Genomic DNA, 22221 nt, shown 5'->3' with positions numbered 1-22221 from the left:
CCATGACGGGGATCCTCGGCATGCTCTCCGCCCTGGCCTTCGTGCTGGGGTTGATCTTCCTCGCGGCGAAGCTGCTCAGGCGCTATGCGCCCGTGGCCGGCGCGGGCGCGTCCGGGATCCCCATGCAGGTGCTCCGGCGTTTGCCGCTGGGGCCGAAGCAGGCGATTGCGCTGGTGCAGATCGACCAGCGGGTACTCGCGGTGTCCGTGGGTGACGGCGGCGTGCGACTCCTGACGGAGTTCGACGCCGACGCACCCACGGCCGCCGCGGTCCTGCCGCCGGCACGCGCGGCAGCCCTCGCTTCCAATGATGTACAGCTGCGCGCGAGCTGGCAGGAGACCCTGAGCCGCGCCGTCTCGCAGACGCTGCGCAACACGGGGCTCGCGCTGCTGGTCGCGCTCTCGCTGGCTGCTCCGCGTTCCCTGAATGCGCAGGCTGCGCCGCGTGCCGCCACCCCCGCGCAGGCCGTGGCCGCGCAGGGCGGTGCCTCGGCCGCCCGCCTCGACAGCCTGATCCCGCGCCTCGCCCCGCAGATGTCGCTGCAGGTCGGGCAGCAGAACAACGGCGGCCTCCGCCTCTCGGGCACCGTGGGCATCGTCGTGATGATGGGCCTGCTCACGATGCTGCCCATGCTGGTCCTGATGATGACGGGCTTCACCCGCATCCTCATCGTGATGCACTTCCTGCGGCAGGCCATCGGCGCGCAGAGCGCCCCGCCCGCCCAGTTGGTCGCCGGCCTCTCGCTGCTGCTGACGCTGTTCGTGATGGCGCCGACGATCGAAGAAGCCAACCGCACGGCCTTCACGCCCTGGATGGACGGCGCGATGGAGCAGGCCGAGATGCTGAAGACGGCCTCGCATCCCTTCCGCACGTTCATGCTCTCGCAGGTACGCGAGGAGGACGTCGAGAACTTCCTCGAGCTCTCCAACACGCCGGCCGTCAACAGCCCCGAGGAGATCCCCATCCTCGTGCTGACCTCGGCCTTCGTCACCTCCGAGCTGCGCACCGCGTTCCAGATCGGCTTCGCGCTGTTCCTGCCGTTCATCGTCATCGACATCGTCGTCGCCTCCGTGCTGATGTCGGTGGGCATGATGATGGTGCCGCCGGCGATGATCTCGCTGCCGTTCAAGCTGCTGCTCTTCGTGCTCGTGGATGGTTGGACGCTGGTCATCCAGGGCCTCATCCGGAGCTTCGCCTGATGTCGGACGCGATGATCGTCGATCTCGCGCGCCGCGCGATGCTGATGGCCATGCTGCTCGGCGCGCCGATGCTGCTCACCGCGTTGGCGCTTGGCCTCGTGGTCAGCCTCCTGCAGGCGGTGACGCAGATCCAGGAACAGACGCTGGCCTTCGTGCCCAAGTTCGCGGCAGTCGCGATTGTCTTCCTGCTCGCCCTGCCCTGGTTGATCCAGACCGCCGTGCGCTACACGGCCGAGATCTTCCGCGCCATTCCGGGGATCACGGGCTGATGGCCAGCTTCGATCCCCTCGCTCCCGGCTCCGCCGCGACGCTCGTGCTTGTCGGCACGCGCGTGAGCGGGATGATGCTCATTGCCCCGAGCTTCGCCACGACCGTGGTCCCGCGCCTCGTGCGCGTCGCCATTGTGGTGCTGCTCACTGTGCTCTTGCAGCCGGCCGTGCTTCCGTTGGTGACCGATCCGCAGCTGACGCTGTCGGCGGTCGCCACGGAAGCACTGGTCGGCTTCGCTATTGGATTGGGTGCCGCCGTCATCGTCGGCGCCGCCGAGATGGCCGGTGACGTGATGGCCGTGCAGATCGGCCTGTCCGGTTCCGCCATTCTTGATCCCGTCGATACCAGCGCGCAGCTGCCGGTGCTCGGCGTGCTGCTGCGGATGTTCACCATCGCGCTGCTGCTCACGCTGGACCTGCACCACGTGATGCTGCAGGCGATGGCCGACAGCTTCTCGACGCTGGTGCCGGGCTCGGCGGTGGACGCCGCCGGTGGCCTGCGCTCGATGGTCGCGGTCGGCTCGGCGCTGTTCGCGATTGGCATCCGCTTCGCCGCACCGGTCATCGCCGTTGTGCTGCTCGCCACGATCGCGCTCGCGATCCTCTCGCGCGCGGCGCCGCAGATCAACCTGATCAGCGTCTCCTTCCCGGTGCAGATCGCCATCGGGCTGTTCGTACTCTCCGCTGCCCTGCCGGCCATTGGCCGCACGCTGCAGGGCTGGCCCTCCGTCTACCAGGACCTGCTTGCCCGCACGGGCGACGGGTTCGTCGCCACGCCGTAAGCCCCATGGCCGAGCAGAGCGAACAGGAAAAGACTGAGGACCCGACCCAACGCCGCCTCCAGCAGGCGCGTGAGGACGGCCGCGTGGCGCGCTCGCAGGAGCTCTCCACGGCGACGCTGCTGCTTGGCGCCGCGCTCACGATCACGATGCTGGCGCCCAGCGCCGGCGGCCAGCTGCTGCAGTTGGTCGGCGAGTCGCTCTCTCGCCTCGGCGAGGCCCGCGACGCGGCCAACGTGCTGCGGCTGATCGAGCACAGCGGCTGGTCCATGCTGATGATCGTGGCCGTGCTCTGCGCGGCCACGGCACTGCTCGCGTTGGCCACCGGCGCCGTGCAGGCCCGTGGCACGCTGACGCCGAAGCCGCTGGCGCCCAAGTGGAACCGCGTCTCACCGCTCGCGAACGGCAAGAACCTCGTCAGCTCCAAGGCTCTGGTCGAGCTGCTCAAGGCGCTGGCCAAGGTGGCGCTGATTGCGCTCTGCACCTATGTGGTGCTGCGCCGCGCCTGGCCGGACCTGCTCGACCTTGGCGCACGTGATGCGCAGAGCCTGCTGGCCGTGCTGCGCCAGACCGGCGTGCGCCTGTTCTTCGTCGCGGGTGGCGCCTTTGCGCTGCTCGCCGCCGGCGACTTCGGCTGGCAGCTCTGGCAGCACCAGCAGCAGCTCAAGATGACGAAGGAAGAAGTGAAGCAGGAGATGAAGCAGACCGACGGCGACCCGATGCTCAAGTCGCGCGTCCGCGCGATGGCCCGCGCCCGCCTGCGCAAGCAGATGATGGCCGCCGTGCCGAAGGCCGACGTCATCATCGTCAACCCGACGCACCGCGCCGTGGCCCTGCAGTACGACCCGATGACCGCCCCCGCGCCGATCGTGCTGGCGATGGGCGAGCGCAAGGTCGCCGAGCGCATCAAGGAGATCGCCAAGCAGCACGGCATCCCGATGATCGAGAACAAGCCGCTGGCCATCGCGCTGATCGCCAGCGCCAAGGTCGGCATGATGATCCCTGCGGAGCTCTACGTGGCCGTCGCCGAAATCCTCGCCTTCGTCTTCCGCCAGCGGGCGCTGCGCGGTGAGCAGCCCTCCTGGGTGCGGGGCGCCAACTGATGGCCGCCACTGCCATGACCTCCGACCGCGGCACGATGGGCACTCGCCTGATGGAGGCGGGCACCGCCATCGGCGTGATCTTCATCCTCGCGCTGCTGATCATCCCGCTGCCGTCGCTGCTGCTGGACCTGTTCCTCACGCTGTCGTTCGGCGCCGCGCTGGTCGTGCTGCTGACGGCGCTCTACGTGCGCGACCCGCTGGAGTTCAGCTCCTTCCCCGCCCTGCTGCTGATCCTGACGCTGTTCCGCCTGGCGCTCAACGTGAGCACCACGCGACTCATCCTGGGTGAGGGCCACGCGGGCGAGGTCGTGAAGGTGTTCGGCGAGTTTGTCATCGGCGGCAACTTCGTCGTCGGCATCGTCATCTTCCTGATCCTCGTCGGCATCAACTTCATCGTCATCACGAAGGGCGCGAGCCGCGTGGCCGAAGTCGCCGCGCGCTTCACCCTCGATGCGATGCCCGGCAAGCAGATGGCCATCGACGCCGACTTGGGCGCCGGGCTGATCGACGAGGCCACCGCCCGCACGCGCCGCGAGACCATCGCGCGCCAGGCGGACTTCTACGGCGCGATGGACGGCGCCTCGAAGTTCGTGAAGGGCGACGCCATCGCCGGCCTGCTTATCACGGGCATCAACATCGTCGGTGGCATCATCATCGGTGTGGCGCAACGCGGGCTGCCGCTGTCGAAAGCGGCCGGCACGTACACGGTGCTCACGGTCGGCGACGGCCTTGTGACGCAGATCCCGGCGCTGATCATCTCCACGGCTGCCGGCCTTATCGTCACGCACTCCGCCACCGGCTCGCGCATGGGCACGGTGGTCGGCCGCCAGCTCGGTGGCCAGCCGCGTGCGCTGTACGTGGCGGGTGCGGCGCTGGCCGTGTTCGGCCTGCTGCCCGGCCTTCCCACGATTCCGTTCGTTGCACTCGGCGGCGTGTTTGGCGCGCTGGGTCGGATGGGTGAACTGCGCATCGCCGAGGAAGAGGCACGCGCGGTGATCAGCACGCCGGAACCAGCCGCCGCCGAAGTTGCACCGCCGAGCCCGGTGCAGGACCTGCTCTCGCTGGATCCGATCGAGCTGGAGCTCGGCTTCGGCCTCATCCCGTTGGCCGACGAGGTCTCGGGCGGCGAGCTGCTCAAGCGCGTCGGCCTGCTGCGCAAGCAGGCGGCGCTGGAGAGTGGCGTGCTGATCCCGGCGATCCGCATCCGCGACGACATCCGCCTGGGCACGCACGCCTACGCCATCAAGCTGCGCGGCACCGAAGTCGCGCAGGGCGAAGTGCTGCCGCGTCACCTGCTCGCGCTCGATACGGGCTCAGTGGTCGCGCCAGTCGAAGGCATCGAGACCGTGGATCCGAGCTTCGGGCTGCCGGCGCGCTGGATCGCGCCACGCGCGCGCGAGGAAGCCGAGGCGCTGGGCTACGCCGTGGTCGACGCCACGACGATGATCGCCACGCACATGATGGAGACGCTCAAGAGCCACGCTCACGACCTGCTCGGTCGCCAGGACGTGCAGGAGATGCTCGATACCGTGAAGCGCACGAACCCGGCACTGGTCGAGGAGCTGATCCCGGCCAGGCTCACGTTGGGTGTGTTGCACCGCGTGTTGCAGCGCCTGCTCAAGGAGCGTGTGCCGATCCGCGACCTCGTCACGATTCTCGAGGCCGTCGGCGACGCCATCGATATCACAAAGGACCCGGACCAGTTGGCCGAGCACGCGCGTCGCGCGCTGGGCCCGGTGCTGGCGCGCCTGCACGCCGACGAGTCGGGTGTGGTGCGGGCCATCGGCATGGGGCCCCGCCTCGAAGCCACGCTGACCGCGCTGTTCACCAACCGCGGTGGTGGCGCCGGCATGCTGGCCCCCGAGCAACTGGTGAACGCGCTGCGCGACCTGCAGCGCCTCTCGGGCGAGAGCCCGGATGGACGCCCGCTGCCGCTGCTGGTGCCGGCGGGTCTCCGCATCGGCGTGCGCCGACTGCTCGAGCCGGTGCTGCAGAAGCTGCCCGTGCTCTCGTTGGCCGAGCTGCCGCCGACGGTCCACATCAACACGATCGCCACCTGGGAGATGAAGAATGCGGCTTGAGACGTTCAAGGGACGCGATGTCGCCACCGTGCACGCGCTTGCGCGCAAGGCGCTGGGCGACGACGCGCTGATTCTCGAGACGCGTGCGTGCTCGGTGGATGGACGCCCCGGCATCGAGGTCGTCGCCGCGCTCTCGCAGGATCTCGAGCGCCTGCGTCGCCTGTTGCGTCCGACGCGTGTGTCCGGCCCGAACGGTGCGCGCCCGCGCGTGATCGCGCTGGTCGGCCCCACGGGTGCCGGCAAGACGACCACGCTGGCCAAGCTCGCGACGCATCCCGACGCCTTCGGTGGTCGCCGCATCGGCCTGCTGACGCTGGACACGCATCGCGCGGGTGGTGTCGAACAGCTCGAGGCCTACGCGGACGCCGCCGGCCTCAGCTGCGCGCAGGCCTACGATGCCAACGAAGTGAAGTTGGCATTGCGCCGCTTCGCCCAGTGCGAGGTCGTGCTCGTCGACACGGCGGGCCGTGGGCCCGCCGCCGCCGCACTGCAGGCCCGTACGCGCGACCTGCTCGGCATCCTCCGCCCTGACGAAACGCACCTCGTCGTGCCGGCCACGCTGCGCCTCGACATCGCCGAGCGCGTGCGCGAGGCGCACCAGGTGCTGCGGCCGACGCACGCGTTGCTCACCAAGCTCGACGAAGTGCCCGCCGACCGTGCGCTTGGCACGCTGACCTCGCTGCTCGGCTTGCCGATGCGCTGGGTCACCGACGGTCAGGACGTGCCGCTCTCGCTGCACGATGCGCCGACGCCGATCCTCAAGCCGCTGGGCCTGGCCCCGCGCGCGGAGGCGGCGTGAGCACGCAGGTGGACGGTCTCCGTCGGTTCGTCGGCTCGCGTCCGCGCGATGGCTGGCGTCCCAGCGATGTGCCGGTCGTGGTCGTCGTCGGCACCGCTGGCGGTGTGGGCACCTCCACGGTTGCCGCGCTGCTCGCCGCTGCCACGGCGCAGACGGGCCGCCGCACGTTGCTCGTGGACTGCGACGAGATGGTCGGTGCGCTGCACCGCATCCACAACGTCGGCATCCGCCACGGCATCGCCGCGCTGCTCGATCCCAACGTCGCCGTGAACGATGTGGCCGTGGAGATCTCGTCGGGTTGCACGCTGCTGCCCGGCGGCGAACCGCCCAGCGCGCGCCGCGTGCCCTTCGATCCCACCGCACGTCGTACCGTGCTACGCCGCATCGCGCAGGCCTACCCGGCCTACGACGCTGTGGTCATCGACGCGCGCTCACAGCTCGACGGCATGCTCGCCGCCGCCGAGGCCGGGGTGCGCCGCTTCCTCGTCGTCGGCGGCTGCTCGCCGGCCGGCATCGCCGCGTCGTACGCCGTGCTCAAGACGGCCGAGTCGCGCTGGCCCGGCATCACGGTCGATGTCGTGTTCAACCGCCACAACGCTGACGTCGCCAAGGCTTCCTTCGATCAGATCCACCACGGCGCGCAGCACTTCCTGAATCGCTCGCTGGGATTCGCCGGCACGATCCCGAATGACGCCGAGATCACCGCTGCGCCCGACCAACCGTTCCACCGCTGCGCCTCCACCACCGAACTCGCCATGCAGCAGCTCGCTGCCGCTCTCTTCCCCGAGGTACCCGATGCCGTCCGTGTCTGAACAGCGCACCGAACCCGTGGCCCGGACCACGGCCGCCCCTTCGTTGAGCCTGTGGTCACGTGCCCAGTCCGGCGACGAGCTCGCCCGCAACCAGTTGCTCAACGAGCACCTGGGCCTGGTGCACTACATCGCGCGCCAGCTGGCTCGCGGCCGCAAGGGCGAAATTGAGCTCGACGAGTTGTTGAGCGCGGGTGCCCTCGGCCTGACCGCGGCGGTCGATAGCTTCGACGCCTCGCGCGGCCTGGCCTTCAGCACCTTCGCGGCCCCGCGCATCCGCGGTGCGATTCTCGACGAGCTCCGCCGCCAGGACCACGTGCCGCGCTCGGTGCGTCGCAAGACGCGCGAGATCAAGGCGGCCAGCGAGGCGCTGAACCAGGACGGCGAGGAGATCAGCGACGACGCGATGGCCACGCGCATGGGTGTCGACCTCGACACCTTCCGCCGCTGGCAGCTCGACGTCGAAGGCGTCGTGCACGTCTCGCTCGACAGCGCGCCGCGCAATGGCGACGAAGACGAGGCTGGCCCGACGATGGCCGAGCAGCTTGCCGGCAGCAGCGACGAGGACATCGAGGAAGATGTGAATCGCCGGCAGGAGATCGACGTGCTCGCCGGCGCGCTCACGCACCTGAAGGAGCAGGAGCGTCTGGTGCTCACGCTGTACTTCTACGAAGACCTCAAGCTGCACGAGATCGCCATCGCGCTTGGCGTGTCGGAGTCGCGTGTTTCGCAGATCCGCACGAAGGCACTGGCCAAGCTGCGCACCGAGCTGGCGCCGATGCGCGGGAAGGTCGCGTGATGATCCCCTTCACGGAGTCGCTGGCCATCGTCGGCCTGCTCGTGCTGCTCTTGGTGGCCGGCCGTGCGGGCCGTCCGAACCCGGCGCGTCAGCAGCGCCGCGCCACGCGGGACGCCCGCCGCAACGCCCTTGAGCTCGCCCGGGCCCTCGCCCGCCAGGGCGCGACCACCACAGCCATCGCCCATCAGGCGCGGCTGCCGTATGACGTGGCCACCCTCACCGTGCAGTTGCACCGCGTCCCGATGGTCGGGCAGAAGATGCCGCGAGCGGCAGCCCCTGCCGCCGCTCGGCAAAAGTGGTCGGCCTGAGGCGAATCTAGCACCTAGCTAACTCGTTATACCGCAACGCCTTACGAGAGTCCAGGACTGGCACGGCGCTTGCCTTCTATAGATAGCGACCAGTCACCGAGGATCAGACCGTGGGGACAAGCATCAGGCCAATGGGACTGCCGCACGCGGCAGCCGCCCTCCGAAAGCTCGAGCGCCAGCAGGAGATTGTCGCCAACAACCTGGCGAACGTCTCCACCGCAGGCTTCAAGGCGGAGCGCGCCTTTGCCCACCTGATGGGCAACACGGACTACGTGCAGCTCGGCGCGGCGACCGATCGCCGCCAGGGCTCGATCGCCGTCACCAACAACCCGCTGGACCTGGCGCTTGAGCGCGACGGCTTCTTTGTCGTCCAGACGCCGACCGGCGAGCAGCTCACGCGCGGCGGCAGCTTCCGCCTCGACACCGAGGGCTATCTCGTGGACGCCCGCGGCGCCAAGGTGCTCGGCGAGGATCCGGCCAAGCCCGGCATCAGCGAGCCGGTGAAGTTGCCGGCAAATGCCCAGCGCATCGCGATTGGCCGCGACGGTGCCATCACCGCCGACGGTGTGGGTTTCGGTCGCCTTCGTGTGGAAGGCGTGCCGCCGAATGAATCGCTGCAGCACGCCGGCGACGGCCGCTTCCTCCCCTCCGACAACCGACGGCCGCTGATCAATGCCGAGCGCGCCGTGCGACAGGGCGCGGTGGAAGAGAGCAACGTCTCGCAGATCGAGGCGATGGTCTCGTTGATCGATATCCAGCGTGCGTACACCTCGGCGCAGCGCGCCGTGTCTGCTATCGACGATGCCCGTGCGATTGTCGTCGGCGACCTGGCCCGCCCCCGCTGACGCCTGACCCTTCCAAGGACCGCAGATGAATCCCGCCCTTCGTACCGCCGCCACCGGCATGCTCGCGCAGCAGACGCGCACCGAGGTCATCGCCAACAACCTGGCGAACGTCAACACGACGGCCTTCAAGCGCAGCCGCGCGCACTTCGTGGACCTGCTCTACCAGACGCTGCAGGGCACCACGACGATCGCCGGCACCGACTCCGAGACCCTGCCCGCCGTGCAGGTCGGCCGTGGCACGCGCCTCGCCGGCGTGTTCCGGATGCAGGGCAACGGCCCCATCGAGGCCACGCAGCGCTCGCTGGACATCGCCATCGAAGGCGATGGCTTCCTGCAGGTGCAGATGGAGAACGGGCTCACCGGCTACACGCGCGATGGCGCGCTGCAGATCTCCGACCAGGGCGTGCTCGTTAACTCCCTCGGCCACACGATCGTCCCCGGCATCCGCGTGCCCGACGATGCGAACAACATCTCCATCTCGCGCAACGGCATCGTGACCGTGACGCGGCCGGGCGACGCGCGGCCGCAGGAGATCGGGCGCTTCGAGCTGGCGCGCTTCGCGAACCCCTCCGGCCTCGAGTCGCTGGGCGAGAACCTCTACGTCACCACGCCGGCCTCCGGCGAGCCGATCGTCGGATTCGCGGGTGAGGACGGCATCGGCCGCCTGCTCCAGGGCCATCTCGAGGGCAGCAACGTCGAGATCGTGCAGGAGATGGTGGACATGATCGCCGCGATGCGCGCGTACGAGATCAATGCCAAGGTCATCCGCAACGTCGAGCAGATGTCCGACGTGCAGGCTGGGCTGGGTCGATGAGCGCGCGCACGGCCAACCACGCCGCGGTCGGGCTGGCGTTGCTGGTGGCGGCCGCCGCGCCCAGCGCGGCGGCCCGCGCGCAGGCCTCGCTGCCCGATGTGCCGGCCTTCCGCGCCGCCCGCGTCATTGCCCGCGGCAGCATCCTCACGGCGCAGGACATCGAAGGGGGCTCCACGCTCGAGGCTGGCCGCGCGCCGCTCGGCTGGGTCGCCCGTCGGCTCATTCATCCCGGTGAGTCGTTGCGCACGCCGGCTGTCGCCCCGCGACCGGTCATTCGACGCGGCGACACCGTGCAGGCCGACTTTGTCAGCCCGGGCATCCGCATCACGCAAACTGCCGTCGCGCTCGCCGATGCCGCCATCGGCGACACGCTGATGGTCCGCATCGATCGTCGCCGCAACATTCCCGCCGTCGTTCGCGACAGCGGCACCGTCACCCTTCTTCGTCGCTGAAGTCCTATGCTCTCCATCGACACGCGCCTCTGGATCATTGCGATGCTGCTCTATGTCGCGATCCCGGCATCCGTCACCGCCCAGGCCACCGCGAACGCCGCGCGCCGCTCCTGGACTTCCGACCGCATCCAGCTCGCCGTGGGCGATGTGGTCACCGTCTTCATCGATGAGCAGACGCTGGCCGCCGCCAACCTGCGCGAGGACGCCTCGGACAACCGTGGCCGCGTGATGAGCGCCGGCGCGCAGATGCCCGACGGCAGCGCGATGGGCGCCGGCATGAGCGCCGACAAGGCTGTCGACTCGCGCCGCAGCGGCCAGTCGGTGCGCGGCAACAGCTTTCGCGCGGAGGTCAGCGCGCGCGTCGTGGCCATCTCGCCGACCGGGATGCTGCAGCTTGAAGGACAGAAGGAGCTCTTCGTGGACAAGGCCAAGCAGACCATCATCCTCAGCGGATGGGTGCGGCCCAATGACATCGCCGTGGCCACCAACTCGGTGGACTCCTGGCGCATGGCCGACGCGAAGATCGAGTACAAGCAGAAGGGACGGCTCGGCAAGGCTCGCGGTGGGCTGATCGGCAAGATCTTCGGCGCGATCTGGCCGTAAGATGCGCGCACCTCGACTGGTCACGACGCTCGCGCTCGCCGCGGCCGCACTCGCGACCGCGCCGGCAGCCACCACAGGCGGCGCCGCGCTGCTCGCGCAGGACGTCACCATCCGCGACCTCACGATTCCCGAGGGCGGCGGACCGGTGCGCCTGGTCGGCTATGGACTCGTCACCGGCCTCAGTGGCACGGGTGACCGCGTCACTGGCACCGTCGGCTCGCGCCACACCGTGCAGTCCATTGTGAACCTGCTGCGCAACTTTGAGGTGCAGGTGCCGGCCAACCTGCTCCGCACGCGCAATGTCGCGGCGGTGCTCGTGACGGCCGAAGTCTCGCCGTACCTACGGCCCGGTGGTCGCTTCGATGTGCAGGTGAGCTCCATCGGCGATGCTCAGTCGCTGCGTGGCGGCATCCTGTGGATGACGCCGCTCGTTGGCGACGTCGGCAGCAGCGCGGTTGCCGCCGCCCAGGGCGCCCTGATGATCACCGAGTCCGGCAGCGCCACCCGTGTCAGCCTGCGCGCGGCGACCGCCGGTCGTGTGCCTGACGGTGGCGTGATCGAAGTCGAGCTGCCGCGTCCGCAGCAGCGGCGCACCTCGCGCCTGCTGCTCAAGCAGCCTGACGCCGCGATGGCGTTGCGCATCGCCGCGGCCATCGACTCGGTGACGGGTCGTCGTGGCACGGCCGAGGTCGAGGATCCGGGTTCCATTCTGCTCAAGCCGCAGGGAGGCGCCGACGGCCTGCCCGCGCTTTACGAGCAGATCAACGACCTGCGCATCCGTCGCGGCGCGGCGAACCGCCTGCTCGTGGACGCGCGCAATGGCACGGTCGTCGCCGGCGCCGACATCGTCGTCGGTGACGGCATCGTGAGTGCCGAAGGCATCACGCTGGTGATTGGCGGCGGTGGCCCAGACGCGCTGCCCACTGGCACGACGGTGCAGCACGTGGCCGAGGCGCTTCGCAATGCCAAGGCGACGCCGCAGCAGACCGCCGCAGTCTTCAGCGCCCTGCGCGATGCGGGCGCCCTTCACGCCGAGGTCGTGATCCGATGACCAGCCCGATTGGCGCCAGCACGCCGCTCACGCCCACGCCGGGCGAGAACAAGCGCGAGCAGCTGCACGCGCAGGCCCAGGCGCTCGAAGGCATGTTCGTCCGTCAGCTCTTCGCCGCGATGCGCGAGACCGTTCCCAGTGACGGCATCACGCACGGCGGGGCCGGTGAGGAAATGTTCACCGCCATGCGCGATGAGTTCATCGCCGACCAGCTGCCCGCGCAATGGTCGCGCGGGCTCTCCGCCTCACTCGTTCGCGAACTCGCCGCCGGCCCGGCAGCGGCCCCGGCCGCAATGCCCGCTGCGACGACGGAGTCGAAGTGACCCATCTCACACCGACGTCCACCCTGGCCGCGCCGACGCGCACGGTCGGCGCCCACGCTGCTCCCACCGTCACCGCGCTGGCCAAGGCGCTGCGCGAGGAGAACCAACTGCTGCTGGACCTTGCCTCGATCCTCAAGCGTCAGCGCGAGGCGCTGGCCCGCGACGACCTGCAGGGGCTCGATGACTCGGTCTTCGCCACGCATCGTGTGCTTGTCACATTGGGAGAGGCGCGCCGTCGGCGCATCACGCTCAACCAGCGGCTCGGCGAAGCCGATGATTTGAGTATGCCGGCTCTTCTTGACACCTTCGGTGGCACGCCGCCCGCCGAGGTGCAATCCGCCATTGATGCGCTGACCGACACTGGCGAGCTGCTGCACCAGGAAGTGCAGCTCAACCAGCGTGTCCTGCGCACCGCCGTCGAAGCCGGCGACCAGCTCGTGCGCGCCCTCGCGGGCGCGTTGCAGCCGCCGTCCACCTACGGCCGCGACGGTGGGACGCCGGGCGATCCCGGCCTGCTCGACCGGACGATCTGATGTCCAGCATCGGCAGCATCCTCAGCGTGGCCCGCACCGCCCTGCTCTCGCATCAGGCGGCCATGGAAGTCACGGGCCACAACATCGCCAACGCCGAGACCCCTGGCTACACGCGGCAGACGCTGTCGCTGGAGCAGGGTCCGGTGCGGAAGATGACCTACGGCATCTTCGGCTCGGGCGTGCGTATCGCCACGGTCGGACGTGCGCGCGAGATGCTGCTCGACCAGGACGTGCGTACCCAGCTCGCGCCCGCCGGCTATTCCAGCACGCGTCGCGATGCACTCGTGCGCGTGGAGCAGATCTTCGGCGAGCCGTCGGACAACGGCCTCGCCGCTGCCTTCGACGCGTTCTGGAACAGCTGGAGTGACCTCTCCGCGCAGCCCAACAACGCCGGCGCCCGCGCCGTCGTGCGGCAGCGCGCCGAGGCGCTGATCCAGCGTTTCAATAGCTACGCGAACGAACTGCAGCGAATGGAGACGGACACGCGCACGCAGGCGTCCACCGTGCTCGAGCAGGTCAACCAGCTCACGACGAGCATCGCCGCCATCAACAAGCAGATCGTCCCGATGGAAAGCGGTGGCAACACCGCCAACGACCTGCGCGACGAGCGCGACCGGCTGCTCGACGAACTCGGGACGCTGGTGCCCATCACGGTCATCGACCGCGCCGACGGCGGCAACCAGGTGATGCTGGGCGGTCGCCCGTTGGTGGACGGCGTGTTCACGAACGCGCTTGAACTGACGGTCACGATCCCGCAGGAGATCCGCATCGCGGGCGAGACCAGCCCCGTGCGCACGATGGGCGGCAAGCTCGGTGCGCTGGTGGAGCTGGCCAACGTTGATATTGCCGGGACGCGGGCCGAGCTCGACGCCCTGGCCGCGGCGCTCATCACCGACGTGAACGCGCTGCACACCACGGGTTGGTCGCCCACGGCGGGCGTGAGTGGCAACTGGGACCCCCTGCTCGGGCCCACGGGCTCAGGCATCAGCTTCTTCGACGCGGACCCCACGGCGCTGAGCGCGGGTGGTATCCGACTGTCGGCCGAGGTCGCAGCCGACGCCGGCGCGATCGCCGCGAGCGCAACGTTGCAGGCCACCGGCGACAACGCCGTGGCATTGGCCATCGGCGAACTGCGCGATGGGTCACCAAGTGCGGTGAGCGGCAGCTTCGGCGGCGCATTCCAGCGCATCATCGCGACGATCGCCGGCGCAGGCCGCGCGGCCGGCGATGCGGCGACAGTGTCAAACACGTTGCTGGCCCAGTCCTCGGCGCGCCGCGACAGCGTCACCGGCGTGAGCACAGACGAGGAGCTGATGCGCCTCATGCGGCACCAGCAGGCTTATGCGGCGGCCGCGAAGGTCGTCCAGACCGTGGACGAGATGATGGAGACCCTTATCAGCCTCAAGCGCTAGCCGGGATCGCGATGCTCATTCTCTCTCGCCGCGCCGGCCAGGGGTTCGTCCTGGACGGCGACATCCGCATCGAGGTGTTGGCCTGCGACGGTCGTACCGTGCGCCTTGGCATCGAGGCGCCGTCGTCGGTGCGCATCCTGCGCGGCGAGCTGGTGGACAGTGTGGCGGAAGAGACGCGACGCGCCGTCGAAGCCGCGGCCAGCTTTGCGGCGGCCGGGGCGGCCGCTGGTGCCGTGATCCAGCGGCTCAGTCCTGCTGGCGCTCCGCGCGCCGCGACGCCGCCAGCGACGGAAGCGTAAGCCGCAGCGCGGCACCGGACGCGTCGGCCTCCCGCACGATCTCCACGGGCGGCACCACTGAACGCAGCAGCCAACCAATGGCGTCGCGCGTGGCCTCCGTGCTGTCGACAGCCGCGCCGCCGCTGACGCGCACCGCCACGGCCTCCGGCGTTCCCGTGACCCCGACCGAGGCCGCAAGGTTCGACTCACCACCGACCGGCAGCAACATGAGCGCCAGCGCCTGCGTGAGGGCGCGGAGCGGCGCCAGGATGGCCGGCGGATCGCCGGAGGCCTGCACCTCGCATCCAGGCTCAAAAACGTCCACGTGCAGTGCCCGCAGCGCGATGGCCGTGGGCAGTATGTCGGCCACCCGACAGGGCTGAGGCTCCTCGTCGTCGAGGAAGACCAGGATCCGATTCCGCTCGACAAGACTGGTCAGTGTCTCGAATTCAGACCCCAACTGGTCGCGAATCTCGGCCCCCATGACCTCACCCGGCTCCAGGGACTCCCGCAGGAACTCGAGGGCGTGGAGCCGGTTTCCCATGGCGTGGGAAATGCCGCGAAGAACGCCAGCGGTCCGGGCCATCCAAACGGCTGCGGCACGACCTTCTGCCAACTCGGCGGTTGTGTGATTTGGGGGGGTCACAGGGGTCTATTTTCGGGCCGATGGTCCGATACTCGGATGGGTGAGACAGCCTGCCGTCCTCCTCCCCCGAGTATCGCCACTCCCATGATGATCATTATCGGCCTCGTGGTCGTCTTTGGTAGCGTCATTGGTGGCTACGTGATGCACCACGGGCAGCTCGGCGTGCTGATCCAGGTCAGCGAGTTCATCATCATCGGTGGTGCCGCCCTCGGCGCGCTCATCATCGGGAACCCGAGCAGCACCATCAAGCGGGCCGTCGCCATGACCCTCGGCCTGCTCAAGCCCTCCCCGTTCTCGCACCAGGCCTACGAGGAGTTGCTGCAGGTACTCTACGCCATTTTCCAGAAGGCCCGCAAGGACGGCCTGGTGGGCCTCGAGGCGCACATCGAGGATCCCGAGAAGAGCGACATCTTCAAGAAGTACCCGGCCTTCCTCGGCAACCATCACGCGGTGGCCACGCTCTGCGACACGCTCAAGGTCCTGCTCACGGGCGCGGTGGAGAACCACCATCTCGCCGACGTGCTCGACATGGACCTCGAGCAGCACCACCACGAGCAGATGGCGGCGCCGACGGCGCTGACCAAGGTCGGTGATGCGCTGCCGGGCTTCGGCATCGTGGCCGCGGTGCTCGGCGTGATCATCACGATGGGCGCCATCGGTGGCGATGCGTCGATCGTGGGCCAGAAGGTCGCCGCCGCGTTGGTCGGCACCTTCCTCGGCATCCTGCTCTCCTACGGCGTCGTCGGCCCGATGGCCCAGGCCATCGAGGCGCGCATCCAGGCGGAGCACGCCTACCTGCTGACCATCCGCACGGCGCTGCTGGCCTTCGCGCGTGGCGACTCCCCGATGTCCGCTGTCGAGTTTGCGCGCCGCAGCATCGAGCCGCACGAGCGTCCCTCGTTCTCCAAGCTTGAGGCGCTGGTGCGCGGGAAGGCCTGACGATGGGGCTCGAGCAACGACCGATCGTCATCGTCAAGAAGATCAAGAAGGCGGGGCACGCCCACCACGGCGGATCGTGGAAGGTGGCCTACGCGGACTTCGTGACCGCAATGATGGCCTTCTTCATGGTGATGTGGCTCGTCGGCCTCGACGACAACACGCGTCGCCACATCGAGGAGTATTTCTCGCACCCCACCGGCTATCACGTCGGCCAGTCGTCGGGCGACAGCCCCATCAACGCCGGTCCGTCGCCCAACTCCGACGGCACGGTGCGGTTCAACCTCATCGTGCGGCGCAGCGAGACGATTGCGATGGAGGAGGTTGCCGACAAGATCCAGGCCCGCCTCGATTCCCTGGCCGCCGGGATGCAGTCGCCCAAGGTGGAGATCGTCGTCGGCGAGGACGGCCTGCGCATCGAGCTGCTCGAGTCCGGCGACGGCGAGACCTACTTCCCCCGCGGCTCGGCGCACTTGCAGCAGAGCGCCCGCGTGGCCCTCGAGGTCATCGGCGGCGAACTCGGGGCGCTGCGCAATCCGATCATCCTGGAAGGACACACGGACGCCGTGCCCTACGGACGCAACGCGCAGTACACCAACTGGGAACTATCGGCGGACCGCGCCAACGCGGCGCGACGCGTGCTCGAGCACGCGGGCATCGCGGCGGACCGACTGCGCGAGGTGCGCGCCCTTGGGGCCTCGCGGCTGCGCAACGCCGATCAACCCGCCTCGGCGGAGAATCGGCGCATCTCGATCATCCTGCCCTTCCTGTCGCCGAAGCCGGCGCGCTCGACGCTCGCCGACCTCAACGTCTCGCCGGTCGGTTAGACGCCCACCGCGGCAGGGGCAATCCGCCCCGACGCGTCCATCGGAAGCACGCGCGGCCTGACCCAACGGTCGAGCACCAGCATATGGTTGGCGGGCACAGCCTGCCAGCGCGCATCCGTGGTGAGTCGCTCCGACGCGACGACCGTTGCCTCGCCCTCGTCGGTGGGACGGCGCTGCGGGAAGTCGCGCCCCGCCGGAGGATACAGTTCGCCGTGGAGCAGGTACAGCGTCTCCGGCTGCGCACCATCGCCGGAGGCGAAGCGGCACACGGCCACATGATCCCCGTCGGTGACGGCCACGTTGAGAAAGCTGGGCTCGCCGTTGCCAAAGCGCGCCGACACGGCCAGCGTGCGCTCGATCGCCGATGAGAGCCGCTGCGCGAGGCCCAACGCGGCCTCGCCGTTGCGTCCCCCCTCGCCGGGCGCGTCCACGGGACAGCCGTGGCGCACGATCTCGTCCACGAAGATCGCGAAGAGATGCTCGGTATCGGTGCTCCCGCGGATGATGCCATAGGCCTCGTCCGTCAGGTCCTCGAGCAACCGACGCCGCAGTCGCCGAAACCCGCCGATGTGCCCGTTGTGCATCAACAAGTAGTTGTCGTACGCAAACGGATGGCAGTTCGAGAGATCCACCGTGCTGCCCGGCGTGGCCGCGCGCACGTGGGCCATCACGCAGGCGCTCGCCACGACCTTGGCGATGCTCTTGAGATTGCGGTCACTCCAGGCCGGCGTGATCTGATGGAACGTCGCGGGCTCGCTGTGCAGGCGCGGTGAGTACCAGCCGATGCCGAACCCATCGCCATTCAATGGCTCGGCGCGTTCGGTCGCGTGGCTGCTCTGGTGGATCAGCGAGTGTTCAGGCTCGGTGACCAGCGTGGAGAGCTTGATCGGCGGGCCGAGGTACAGCGTGAAGCGGCACATACCTCAAGTATGCACGCCGCGTGCCCTGGCCGCTGGATGCTGCGGTTGGCGGTCGGCACCGGAACGGTTTGCTGGCGCCGGACGCCCACGCCGCGCTTCGACTACGCCGCCCGCAACACCTCGCGGGCCCAGCCGCCGGCCGCGCCGTAGAGCTCGGGCAGTTCCTCTTCCACGCCAAGCCGGTCCGCCGAGGGCGCCACCCGCTCCCAGTCGCCGGCGGCGTAGGCCGTGGCCACCGCGAGGTAGGCCGTGTGCGGCCCGGGCTCGCCACGCAGCGCAGCAGCGACCTCACCGGAGAGCCCCATCTGCGTGATGAGCTCGTCACGCGAGACGCCGAGGATCTGGTCGAGGTTGGCCAGCAGGCCGGCGAGGAACAGCGGGTCCGCCTGTTCGCGACGCCCGGTGCCCAGCGCCATCAGTTCGCAGAAACGTCCGCGCTCCAGCGACTGCAACACGATCTCCTTCTCGGCGTCGTCCTTGGTCGGCACGGAGCTCACCATCAGGAGGGCGAGCCAGTGGTACAGCGTCCGACGGCCGGCGAGCTGGATGGCGTGGCGCAGCGAGGACACCGAGTGGTAGCCCGTGGCCGCGTTGTTCACGATACGCAGCAGCTTGACGCTGAGGCCGGGGTCCGCGCGCAGTTCGGCCTCGAGCTGCTGGTCCGTCACGCGGGTGTCGTTCACGAGCGACATCAGGCGCGCCACGCGGGCCATGCCCACGGGCAACACCTTTCGCTGCAGCGTCTCCGGCTTGCGGAAGTGGTAGCCCTGGAAGTACTCGAAGCCCAACGACACGCAGTCGAGGAAGCTCGCCTGGTCCTCCACGCGCTCAGCCAGCAGCTTCACGCGATACGGCTTGAGGCGGAAGACGCGCGGCGCGATCTGCTGCTTGGTCTGGTTCATCACGTCGAGCTTCACGATCTGCGCCATCTGCAGCAGCGGCTCCCATTCCGGGCCGCCCTCGAAGTCGTCCAGCGCGATCGTGTAGCCGAGCTCGCGCAGGCGCTGGACCGCGGCCACGACTTCGGCGTCGGGCACCACCGTCTCGAGCACCTCGATGACCACGCGCTTGGCGTCGAGCACCTCGAGCACGCCGCTCACGAGGAACTCGCGTGAGGCGTTGATCCAGGCGGGGACGGGCCCCGTGAGTTGGTCGAGGCCGATGTCCAGCACACCGGTGACCACGGTGCTGCCGGACATCTGTTCGGGGCTGGTGCCGCCGATGGCGCTGGACGCGCCACCGTGCGAGCGGAACAGGAGTTCATAGCCCTTGAGCCGGCGCTCGCGGTCGAAGATCGGCTGGCGCGCCACGCAGCGGGCCTGGGCCTCTGCTGCGTGGACGGATGGGGCGGTCGCCGCACCCGGCGCCGTGACGGGCTGGGCGCTCACGCGGATTCCCTTAGGGCGTGGTGGTGAAGATCTCGTCCGCGAGGGCCTGGCGGCCCTGCGGGTTGGCCATCGTTGCGTTCGGGTCGAACGCGCGCATCGCCGAGGAGACGGCGGCGACCTTCACGCTCGCCGCCTGGTTGTGCGGTTCCAGCGCGTGGGCGAGGCCCTTCATGCGGTCCTCCATCTCGATGAGCATGCTGGCGGCATACGCCAGCTGCTGCGCCGTGATGTCCTGGAACTGCAGCGCGGCCTGCGCCTGGAACAGCTCGTCGCGGAGCGCGTTGCGCGTATCCACCGCCTCGCCATTGCCGCTGGCGTCGAGCGTGTCGAGCTTGTCGACGAGGGCAATCGAGCGATCGAGGCCGTCGAGGATGCCGGTGGCCGCGACTTCGGTCGCGTCCGTCACTTCCTGCAGCTTGGCCGTGGTGTTGCGGAGGTGCGAGACGCTGCTCTTCTGGAGCAGGTCACGGCTGGTGCGCAGGGAGTTCAGGATGGCGCACACTTCGTCGTGCGCCATCATCAGCATGTCGGGCAGCGTTTCCGGATTCTTGGAACGCGCCGACGGTGTGGCGTCGCTCATTCGGGCCTCTCCTGGTTCGCGGGGTCGCGCCCGATTGGCACGACCTTCGTCCATTAGAGCTTCGGCAGGGACAGGCGCCCGCTTGAGCCCGGATCCGCCCGCAGCACTGCGGCGAGGACGCCGGAACCGCCGCCGTCGGGGCTAGGCCGCCGGAGCGGCCCGCCGCTGGGTCAGGTCCGCGCTGCGTTGGTAGACCGCGGTCGGACAGCCCGGCAGGCGCACCAGGGCATCCGTGACGCCCAGCGTGTTCTCGGTGCCGCCAAGCACGATCACGCCGCCCGGCACCAACTGGGCACTCAGGCGCTCCAGCACCTCGCGCTTCGTCGGCACGTCGAAGTAGATCAGCACGTTGCGCACGAAGATGATGTCGAACGACCCGTGGCCCGCCCCCGACGTCAGCAGGTTGTGCTCGCGGAACGCGACGCGCTGCTTGAGCATATCCTTCACCCTGAAGCCGTCGGGCGTCTTGTCGAAGTACTTCACGAGCAGCTGGATGGGCAGGCCGCGCTGGACCTCGAGCTGCGAGAACGTCGCCTGCGCGGCGCGTTGCACGGTCGGAGTCGAATAGTCCGTGGCGAGGAACTCCACGCGGGTACCGGCCAACTGGCGCTGCTGTTCGTCGGCGATCATCGCCAACGAGAAGACCTCCTGGCCCGACGAACAGGCGGCGCTCCAGATGCGCACCGGACGGCCGGTCGGGCGCGCACGCTGGACCGCCTCGGGCAGCAGCGTCTCGCGAAACACCGTGAACGGCGTCTGGTCACGGAAGAACAGCGTCTCGCCGGTGGTCATCGCGTCGGCCACGGCCTTCACCATCGCGCGATTGCCGCCCATGCGCAGGGCGCGCACGAGCCCGGCGACGCCGTCGCAGGCAAAGTTCGCCGCGACGGGTGGCAGCCGGCTCTCCAGCAGGTAGTCCTTGCCGGGGCCGAGGCTCAGGCCGCTCTCCCTCTTCAGGAAGTCGCTGAGGAAGCGGTAGTCGTCCGGGGCAATCATGCGAGGGCCAGCTCAAGGTGGGCGATGCGCTGCGCGATCAACGGCAGGGTGAGCACTTGGTCAGCGAGTCCAGCGGCGACGACGGCGCCGGGCATGCCCCACACCACCGACGATGCCTCGTCCTGCGCGAGCACGCGGGCACCGGCGCGGCGCAGCACGTCGGCGCCACGCTTGCCGTCCTCGCCCATCCCCGTCAACACCACGACCAGCGTCGATCCACCGACGGCATTTGCGATGGAGCGAAACATCACATCGGCCGACGGGCGACAGTGGTTCTCCGGCGGCGCATCGCTGAGGCGGATGCGCAGCGCACCGTTCTCGCGCTCCACGAGCAGGTGCTTGTCGCCGGGCGCGATGTACGTGTGCCCTGGCTGCACGGGCATCCGGTCGCTGGCTTCCACGCAGGTCCGACCGGATTCGCGCGTCAGGCGCTGGGCCAGCATCTGCGTGAACAACGGCGGCATGTGCTGCGTGACGACGATCGGGGTCTTGCACTCGTTCGGCAACGCCTTGAACAGCTGGGCCAGCGCGTTCGGGCCACCGGTGCTCGAGGCAATCGCAATCAACTCCGGCGCGCGGCCGCCAAGCCCGCGACGCAGTGCACCGGTCGTCGGTTCGGGAATCGGCGCACTGTCGGACTCGGGCCCCACGGCGCGCGTGCGCAGCGGTGTCGCGGGCCGCAGGTGCCGGTGCGGCCGCGCCAGGCCGCGGATCTTGCCAAGCAGTTCGGCCGCCATCGGCGCGAGTGCGTCCGGGCCGGCCCGTGCCGTGGGCTTGGTGATGTAGTCGGCCGCGCCGAGCGCCAGCGCGTCCATCGTGACCTGCGCGCCGCGCTGCGTGAGGCTCGAGGCCATGATGACCTTGAGCCCCGGATTGGCGGCCAAGAGGCGCGGCAACGTCTGCATGCCGTCCATCTCGGGCATCTCGATGTCGAGCAGCACGACGTCGGGCCGGTGCGCGGCCACCGCCTCCAGGCCAAGCCGGCCGTTGGACGCGGTCCCCGCAATCACGATGTCACCCGAGGGCTCGATGATGCGGCGCAGCGCGCCGCGGACGACGGCGGAGTCGTCGATCAGGACTACACGGATCGGCGCGTCCATCACCCAATCCCGACAGATGCCAGCTTCTCGGCGATGATCTCGGGGGTGAAGGGCTTCATGATGTACTCGTTCGCCCCGCGTCCGAGCGCATCGCTGATGCGCTCAAAGCTGTTGTGCGTGGTGCACATGATGACCGGCGGCTGCGGCAGGTCGCTGTCTTCACGCAACGCGGAGAGGAAGGTCAGGCCGTCCATCACCGGCATGTCGATGTCGCAGAGGATCGCGTCGAGCCCGTGGTCCTGGCGGACGGTCTCGAGCGCTGCGGCGCCATCCGCCGCCTCGACCACGTCGTGCGTGAGGCCGTTCAGGATCTGGCGGATCGCCTTGCGGATCGTCGAGGAATCGTCAATGACGAGGATGTGCGGCATCGG

27 protein-coding genes are annotated in these 22221 nt (G+C 69.3%); 20 read left to right on the top strand and 7 right to left on the bottom strand.

Features of this window, described 5'->3' with window-relative positions:
* The first annotated feature begins 2 nt into the window (after nt 1-2).
* The 18 genes from fliP (at nt 3) to KF709_10320 (ending at nt 14478) form a co-directional block, all read left to right on the top strand.
* On the top strand, nt 3-1199 hold the full coding sequence (fliP, locus tag KF709_10405; GenBank protein ID MBX3174812.1) for a flagellar type III secretion system pore protein FliP: 1197 nt from the start codon (nt 3-5) through the stop codon (nt 1197-1199).
* Nucleotides 1199-1468, top strand: coding sequence for a flagellar biosynthesis protein FliQ (gene fliQ / locus KF709_10400; protein ID MBX3174811.1), 270 nt, complete (start codon nt 1199-1201; stop codon nt 1466-1468). The genes fliP and fliQ overlap by 1 nt, the downstream gene beginning before the upstream one ends.
* Complete coding sequence (locus KF709_10395) at nt 1468-2250, top strand: flagellar biosynthetic protein FliR (protein ID MBX3174810.1); 783 nt, start codon at nt 1468-1470, stop codon at nt 2248-2250. The genes fliQ and KF709_10395 overlap by 1 nt, the downstream gene beginning before the upstream one ends.
* A gap of 5 nt (nt 2251-2255) precedes the next feature.
* Complete coding sequence (locus KF709_10390) at nt 2256-3350, top strand: flagellar biosynthesis protein FlhB (GenBank protein ID MBX3174809.1); 1095 nt, start codon at nt 2256-2258, stop codon at nt 3348-3350.
* Complete coding sequence (gene flhA, locus KF709_10385) at nt 3350-5431, top strand: flagellar biosynthesis protein FlhA (protein MBX3174808.1); 2082 nt, start codon at nt 3350-3352, stop codon at nt 5429-5431. Before KF709_10390 ends, flhA begins: the two co-directional genes overlap by 1 nt.
* Nucleotides 5421-6230, top strand: coding sequence for a hypothetical protein (locus tag KF709_10380; protein ID MBX3174807.1), 810 nt, complete (start codon nt 5421-5423; stop codon nt 6228-6230). The genes flhA and KF709_10380 overlap by 11 nt, the downstream gene beginning before the upstream one ends.
* Complete coding sequence (locus tag KF709_10375; GenBank protein ID MBX3174806.1) at nt 6227-7042, top strand: AAA family ATPase; 816 nt, start codon at nt 6227-6229, stop codon at nt 7040-7042. The genes KF709_10380 and KF709_10375 overlap by 4 nt, the downstream gene beginning before the upstream one ends.
* Nucleotides 7026-7838 (top strand): FliA/WhiG family RNA polymerase sigma factor, encoded by an 813-nt coding sequence (locus KF709_10370; protein MBX3174805.1) that lies wholly within the window; start codon nt 7026-7028, stop codon nt 7836-7838. The genes KF709_10375 and KF709_10370 overlap by 17 nt, the downstream gene beginning before the upstream one ends.
* On the top strand, nt 7838-8146 hold the full coding sequence (locus KF709_10365; protein ID MBX3174804.1) for a hypothetical protein: 309 nt from the start codon (nt 7838-7840) through the stop codon (nt 8144-8146). The genes KF709_10370 and KF709_10365 overlap by 1 nt, the downstream gene beginning before the upstream one ends.
* Nucleotides 8147-8277: 131 nt before the next feature.
* A complete protein-coding gene (locus KF709_10360; GenBank protein ID MBX3174803.1) occupies nt 8278-8991 on the top strand; it encodes a flagellar hook basal-body protein in 714 nt (237 codons plus the stop codon).
* A gap of 25 nt (nt 8992-9016) precedes the next feature.
* Nucleotides 9017-9805, top strand: a complete 789-nt coding sequence (gene flgG, locus KF709_10355; GenBank protein MBX3174802.1) for a flagellar basal-body rod protein FlgG — start codon at nt 9017-9019, stop codon at nt 9803-9805.
* On the top strand, nt 9802-10257 hold the full coding sequence (gene flgA / locus KF709_10350; GenBank protein MBX3174801.1) for a flagellar basal body P-ring formation protein FlgA: 456 nt from the start codon (nt 9802-9804) through the stop codon (nt 10255-10257). The genes flgG and flgA overlap by 4 nt, the downstream gene beginning before the upstream one ends.
* Before the next feature lie 6 nt (nt 10258-10263).
* Nucleotides 10264-10860, top strand: a complete 597-nt coding sequence (locus KF709_10345) for a flagellar basal body L-ring protein FlgH (GenBank protein MBX3174800.1) — start codon at nt 10264-10266, stop codon at nt 10858-10860.
* Between the two features lies 1 nt (nt 10861).
* Nucleotides 10862-11911, top strand: coding sequence for a flagellar basal body P-ring protein FlgI (locus KF709_10340; protein MBX3174799.1), 1050 nt, complete (start codon nt 10862-10864; stop codon nt 11909-11911).
* Complete coding sequence (locus KF709_10335) at nt 11908-12234, top strand: rod-binding protein (GenBank protein MBX3174798.1); 327 nt, start codon at nt 11908-11910, stop codon at nt 12232-12234. Before KF709_10340 ends, KF709_10335 begins: the two co-directional genes overlap by 4 nt.
* A complete protein-coding gene (locus tag KF709_10330; protein MBX3174797.1) occupies nt 12231-12767 on the top strand; it encodes a flagellar protein FlgN in 537 nt (178 codons plus the stop codon). The genes KF709_10335 and KF709_10330 overlap by 4 nt, the downstream gene beginning before the upstream one ends.
* A complete protein-coding gene (gene flgK, locus KF709_10325; GenBank protein ID MBX3174796.1) occupies nt 12767-14179 on the top strand; it encodes a flagellar hook-associated protein FlgK in 1413 nt (470 codons plus the stop codon). The genes KF709_10330 and flgK overlap by 1 nt, the downstream gene beginning before the upstream one ends.
* Nucleotides 14180-14190: 11 nt before the next feature.
* Nucleotides 14191-14478, top strand: a complete 288-nt coding sequence (locus KF709_10320; protein MBX3174795.1) for a carbon storage regulator — start codon at nt 14191-14193, stop codon at nt 14476-14478.
* Here the strand turns inward: KF709_10320 and KF709_10315 are convergent.
* Complete coding sequence (locus tag KF709_10315; protein ID MBX3174794.1) at nt 14426-15001, bottom strand: hypothetical protein; 576 nt, start codon at nt 14999-15001, stop codon at nt 14426-14428. The two genes, KF709_10320 and KF709_10315, sit on opposite strands and share 53 nt — an antisense overlap.
* Nucleotides 15002-15187: 186 nt before the next feature.
* Between KF709_10315 and motA the strand changes: the two genes are divergently transcribed.
* Together motA and KF709_10305 are read left to right on the top strand one after the other, a co-directional pair.
* Nucleotides 15188-16042 (top strand): flagellar motor stator protein MotA, encoded by an 855-nt coding sequence (motA, locus tag KF709_10310; protein ID MBX3174793.1) that lies wholly within the window; start codon nt 15188-15190, stop codon nt 16040-16042.
* 2 nt (nt 16043-16044) lie between these two features.
* Nucleotides 16045-16866 carry an OmpA family protein gene (locus KF709_10305; protein MBX3174792.1) on the top strand — a complete coding sequence of 274 codons (822 nt, stop codon included), beginning with the start codon at nt 16045-16047 and terminating at the stop codon, nt 16864-16866.
* On the opposite strand, the gene KF709_10300 is transcribed toward KF709_10305, so the two are convergent.
* The 6 genes from KF709_10300 to KF709_10275 form a co-directional block, all read right to left on the bottom strand.
* A complete protein-coding gene (locus tag KF709_10300; GenBank protein MBX3174791.1) occupies nt 16863-17786 on the bottom strand; it encodes a class II glutamine amidotransferase in 924 nt (307 codons plus the stop codon). The genes KF709_10305 and KF709_10300 overlap by 4 nt on opposite strands.
* A 101-nt stretch (nt 17787-17887) precedes the next feature.
* Complete coding sequence (locus tag KF709_10295; GenBank protein MBX3174790.1) at nt 17888-19174, bottom strand: HDOD domain-containing protein; 1287 nt, start codon at nt 19172-19174, stop codon at nt 17888-17890.
* Nucleotides 19175-19184: 10 nt separating this feature from the next.
* A complete protein-coding gene (locus KF709_10290) occupies nt 19185-19754 on the bottom strand; it encodes a hypothetical protein (GenBank protein ID MBX3174789.1) in 570 nt (189 codons plus the stop codon).
* A 141-nt stretch (nt 19755-19895) separates the two neighbouring features.
* Nucleotides 19896-20750 carry a protein-glutamate O-methyltransferase CheR gene (locus tag KF709_10285; GenBank protein MBX3174788.1) on the bottom strand — a complete coding sequence of 285 codons (855 nt, stop codon included), beginning with the start codon at nt 20748-20750 and terminating at the stop codon, nt 19896-19898.
* Complete coding sequence (locus KF709_10280) at nt 20747-21850, bottom strand: chemotaxis response regulator protein-glutamate methylesterase (protein ID MBX3174787.1); 1104 nt, start codon at nt 21848-21850, stop codon at nt 20747-20749. The genes KF709_10285 and KF709_10280 overlap by 4 nt, the downstream gene beginning before the upstream one ends.
* Nucleotides 21850-22218, bottom strand: coding sequence for a response regulator (locus tag KF709_10275; protein MBX3174786.1), 369 nt, complete (start codon nt 22216-22218; stop codon nt 21850-21852). The genes KF709_10280 and KF709_10275 overlap by 1 nt, the downstream gene beginning before the upstream one ends.
* Nucleotides 22219-22221 lie beyond the last annotated feature (3 nt).

The sequence above is a fragment of the Gemmatimonadaceae bacterium genome, from assembly GCA_019637445.1.
Classification (GTDB): domain Bacteria; phylum Gemmatimonadota; class Gemmatimonadetes; order Gemmatimonadales; family Gemmatimonadaceae; genus Pseudogemmatithrix.
Note: the sequence above shows the minus strand (reverse complement) of the source record. Positions and strands in the feature narration are given on the sequence as shown.

Bases quoted from the DNA above. Each gene is read 5' to 3' on its own strand.
- flgG (MBX3174802.1), top strand. From the start codon at position 9,017: ATGAATCCCGCCCTTCGTACCGCCGCCACCGGCATGCTCGCGCAGCAG.
- fliP (MBX3174812.1), top strand. From the start codon at position 3: ATGACGGGGATCCTCGGCATGCTCTCCGCCCTGGCCTTCGTGCTGGGG.
- KF709_10345 (MBX3174800.1), top strand. From the start codon at position 10,264: ATGCTCTCCATCGACACGCGCCTCTGGATCATTGCGATGCTGCTCTAT.
- flgK (MBX3174796.1), top strand. From the start codon at position 12,767: ATGTCCAGCATCGGCAGCATCCTCAGCGTGGCCCGCACCGCCCTGCTC.
- KF709_10335 (MBX3174798.1), top strand. From the start codon at position 11,908: ATGACCAGCCCGATTGGCGCCAGCACGCCGCTCACGCCCACGCCGGGC.
- KF709_10290 (MBX3174789.1), bottom strand. From the start codon at position 19,754: ATGAGCGACGCCACACCGTCGGCGCGTTCCAAGAATCCGGAAACGCTG.
- KF709_10275 (MBX3174786.1), bottom strand. From the start codon at position 22,218: ATGCCGCACATCCTCGTCATTGACGATTCCTCGACGATCCGCAAGGCG.
- KF709_10390 (MBX3174809.1), top strand. From the start codon at position 2,256: ATGGCCGAGCAGAGCGAACAGGAAAAGACTGAGGACCCGACCCAACGC.
- KF709_10320 (MBX3174795.1), top strand. From the start codon at position 14,191: ATGCTCATTCTCTCTCGCCGCGCCGGCCAGGGGTTCGTCCTGGACGGC.
- fliQ (MBX3174811.1), top strand. From the start codon at position 1,199: ATGTCGGACGCGATGATCGTCGATCTCGCGCGCCGCGCGATGCTGATG.
- flhA (MBX3174808.1), top strand. From the start codon at position 3,350: ATGGCCGCCACTGCCATGACCTCCGACCGCGGCACGATGGGCACTCGC.
- KF709_10360 (MBX3174803.1), top strand. From the start codon at position 8,278: ATGGGACTGCCGCACGCGGCAGCCGCCCTCCGAAAGCTCGAGCGCCAG.
- KF709_10395 (MBX3174810.1), top strand. From the start codon at position 1,468: ATGGCCAGCTTCGATCCCCTCGCTCCCGGCTCCGCCGCGACGCTCGTG.
- KF709_10300 (MBX3174791.1), bottom strand. From the start codon at position 17,786: ATGTGCCGCTTCACGCTGTACCTCGGCCCGCCGATCAAGCTCTCCACG.
- flgA (MBX3174801.1), top strand. From the start codon at position 9,802: ATGAGCGCGCGCACGGCCAACCACGCCGCGGTCGGGCTGGCGTTGCTG.
- KF709_10370 (MBX3174805.1), top strand. From the start codon at position 7,026: ATGCCGTCCGTGTCTGAACAGCGCACCGAACCCGTGGCCCGGACCACG.
- KF709_10365 (MBX3174804.1), top strand. From the start codon at position 7,838: ATGATCCCCTTCACGGAGTCGCTGGCCATCGTCGGCCTGCTCGTGCTG.
- KF709_10340 (MBX3174799.1), top strand. From the start codon at position 10,862: ATGCGCGCACCTCGACTGGTCACGACGCTCGCGCTCGCCGCGGCCGCA.
- KF709_10285 (MBX3174788.1), bottom strand. From the start codon at position 20,750: ATGATTGCCCCGGACGACTACCGCTTCCTCAGCGACTTCCTGAAGAGG.
- KF709_10315 (MBX3174794.1), bottom strand. From the start codon at position 15,001: ATGGGAAACCGGCTCCACGCCCTCGAGTTCCTGCGGGAGTCCCTGGAG.
- KF709_10305 (MBX3174792.1), top strand. From the start codon at position 16,045: ATGGGGCTCGAGCAACGACCGATCGTCATCGTCAAGAAGATCAAGAAG.
- KF709_10380 (MBX3174807.1), top strand. From the start codon at position 5,421: ATGCGGCTTGAGACGTTCAAGGGACGCGATGTCGCCACCGTGCACGCG.
- KF709_10280 (MBX3174787.1), bottom strand. From the start codon at position 21,850: ATGGACGCGCCGATCCGTGTAGTCCTGATCGACGACTCCGCCGTCGTC.
- motA (MBX3174793.1), top strand. From the start codon at position 15,188: ATGATGATCATTATCGGCCTCGTGGTCGTCTTTGGTAGCGTCATTGGT.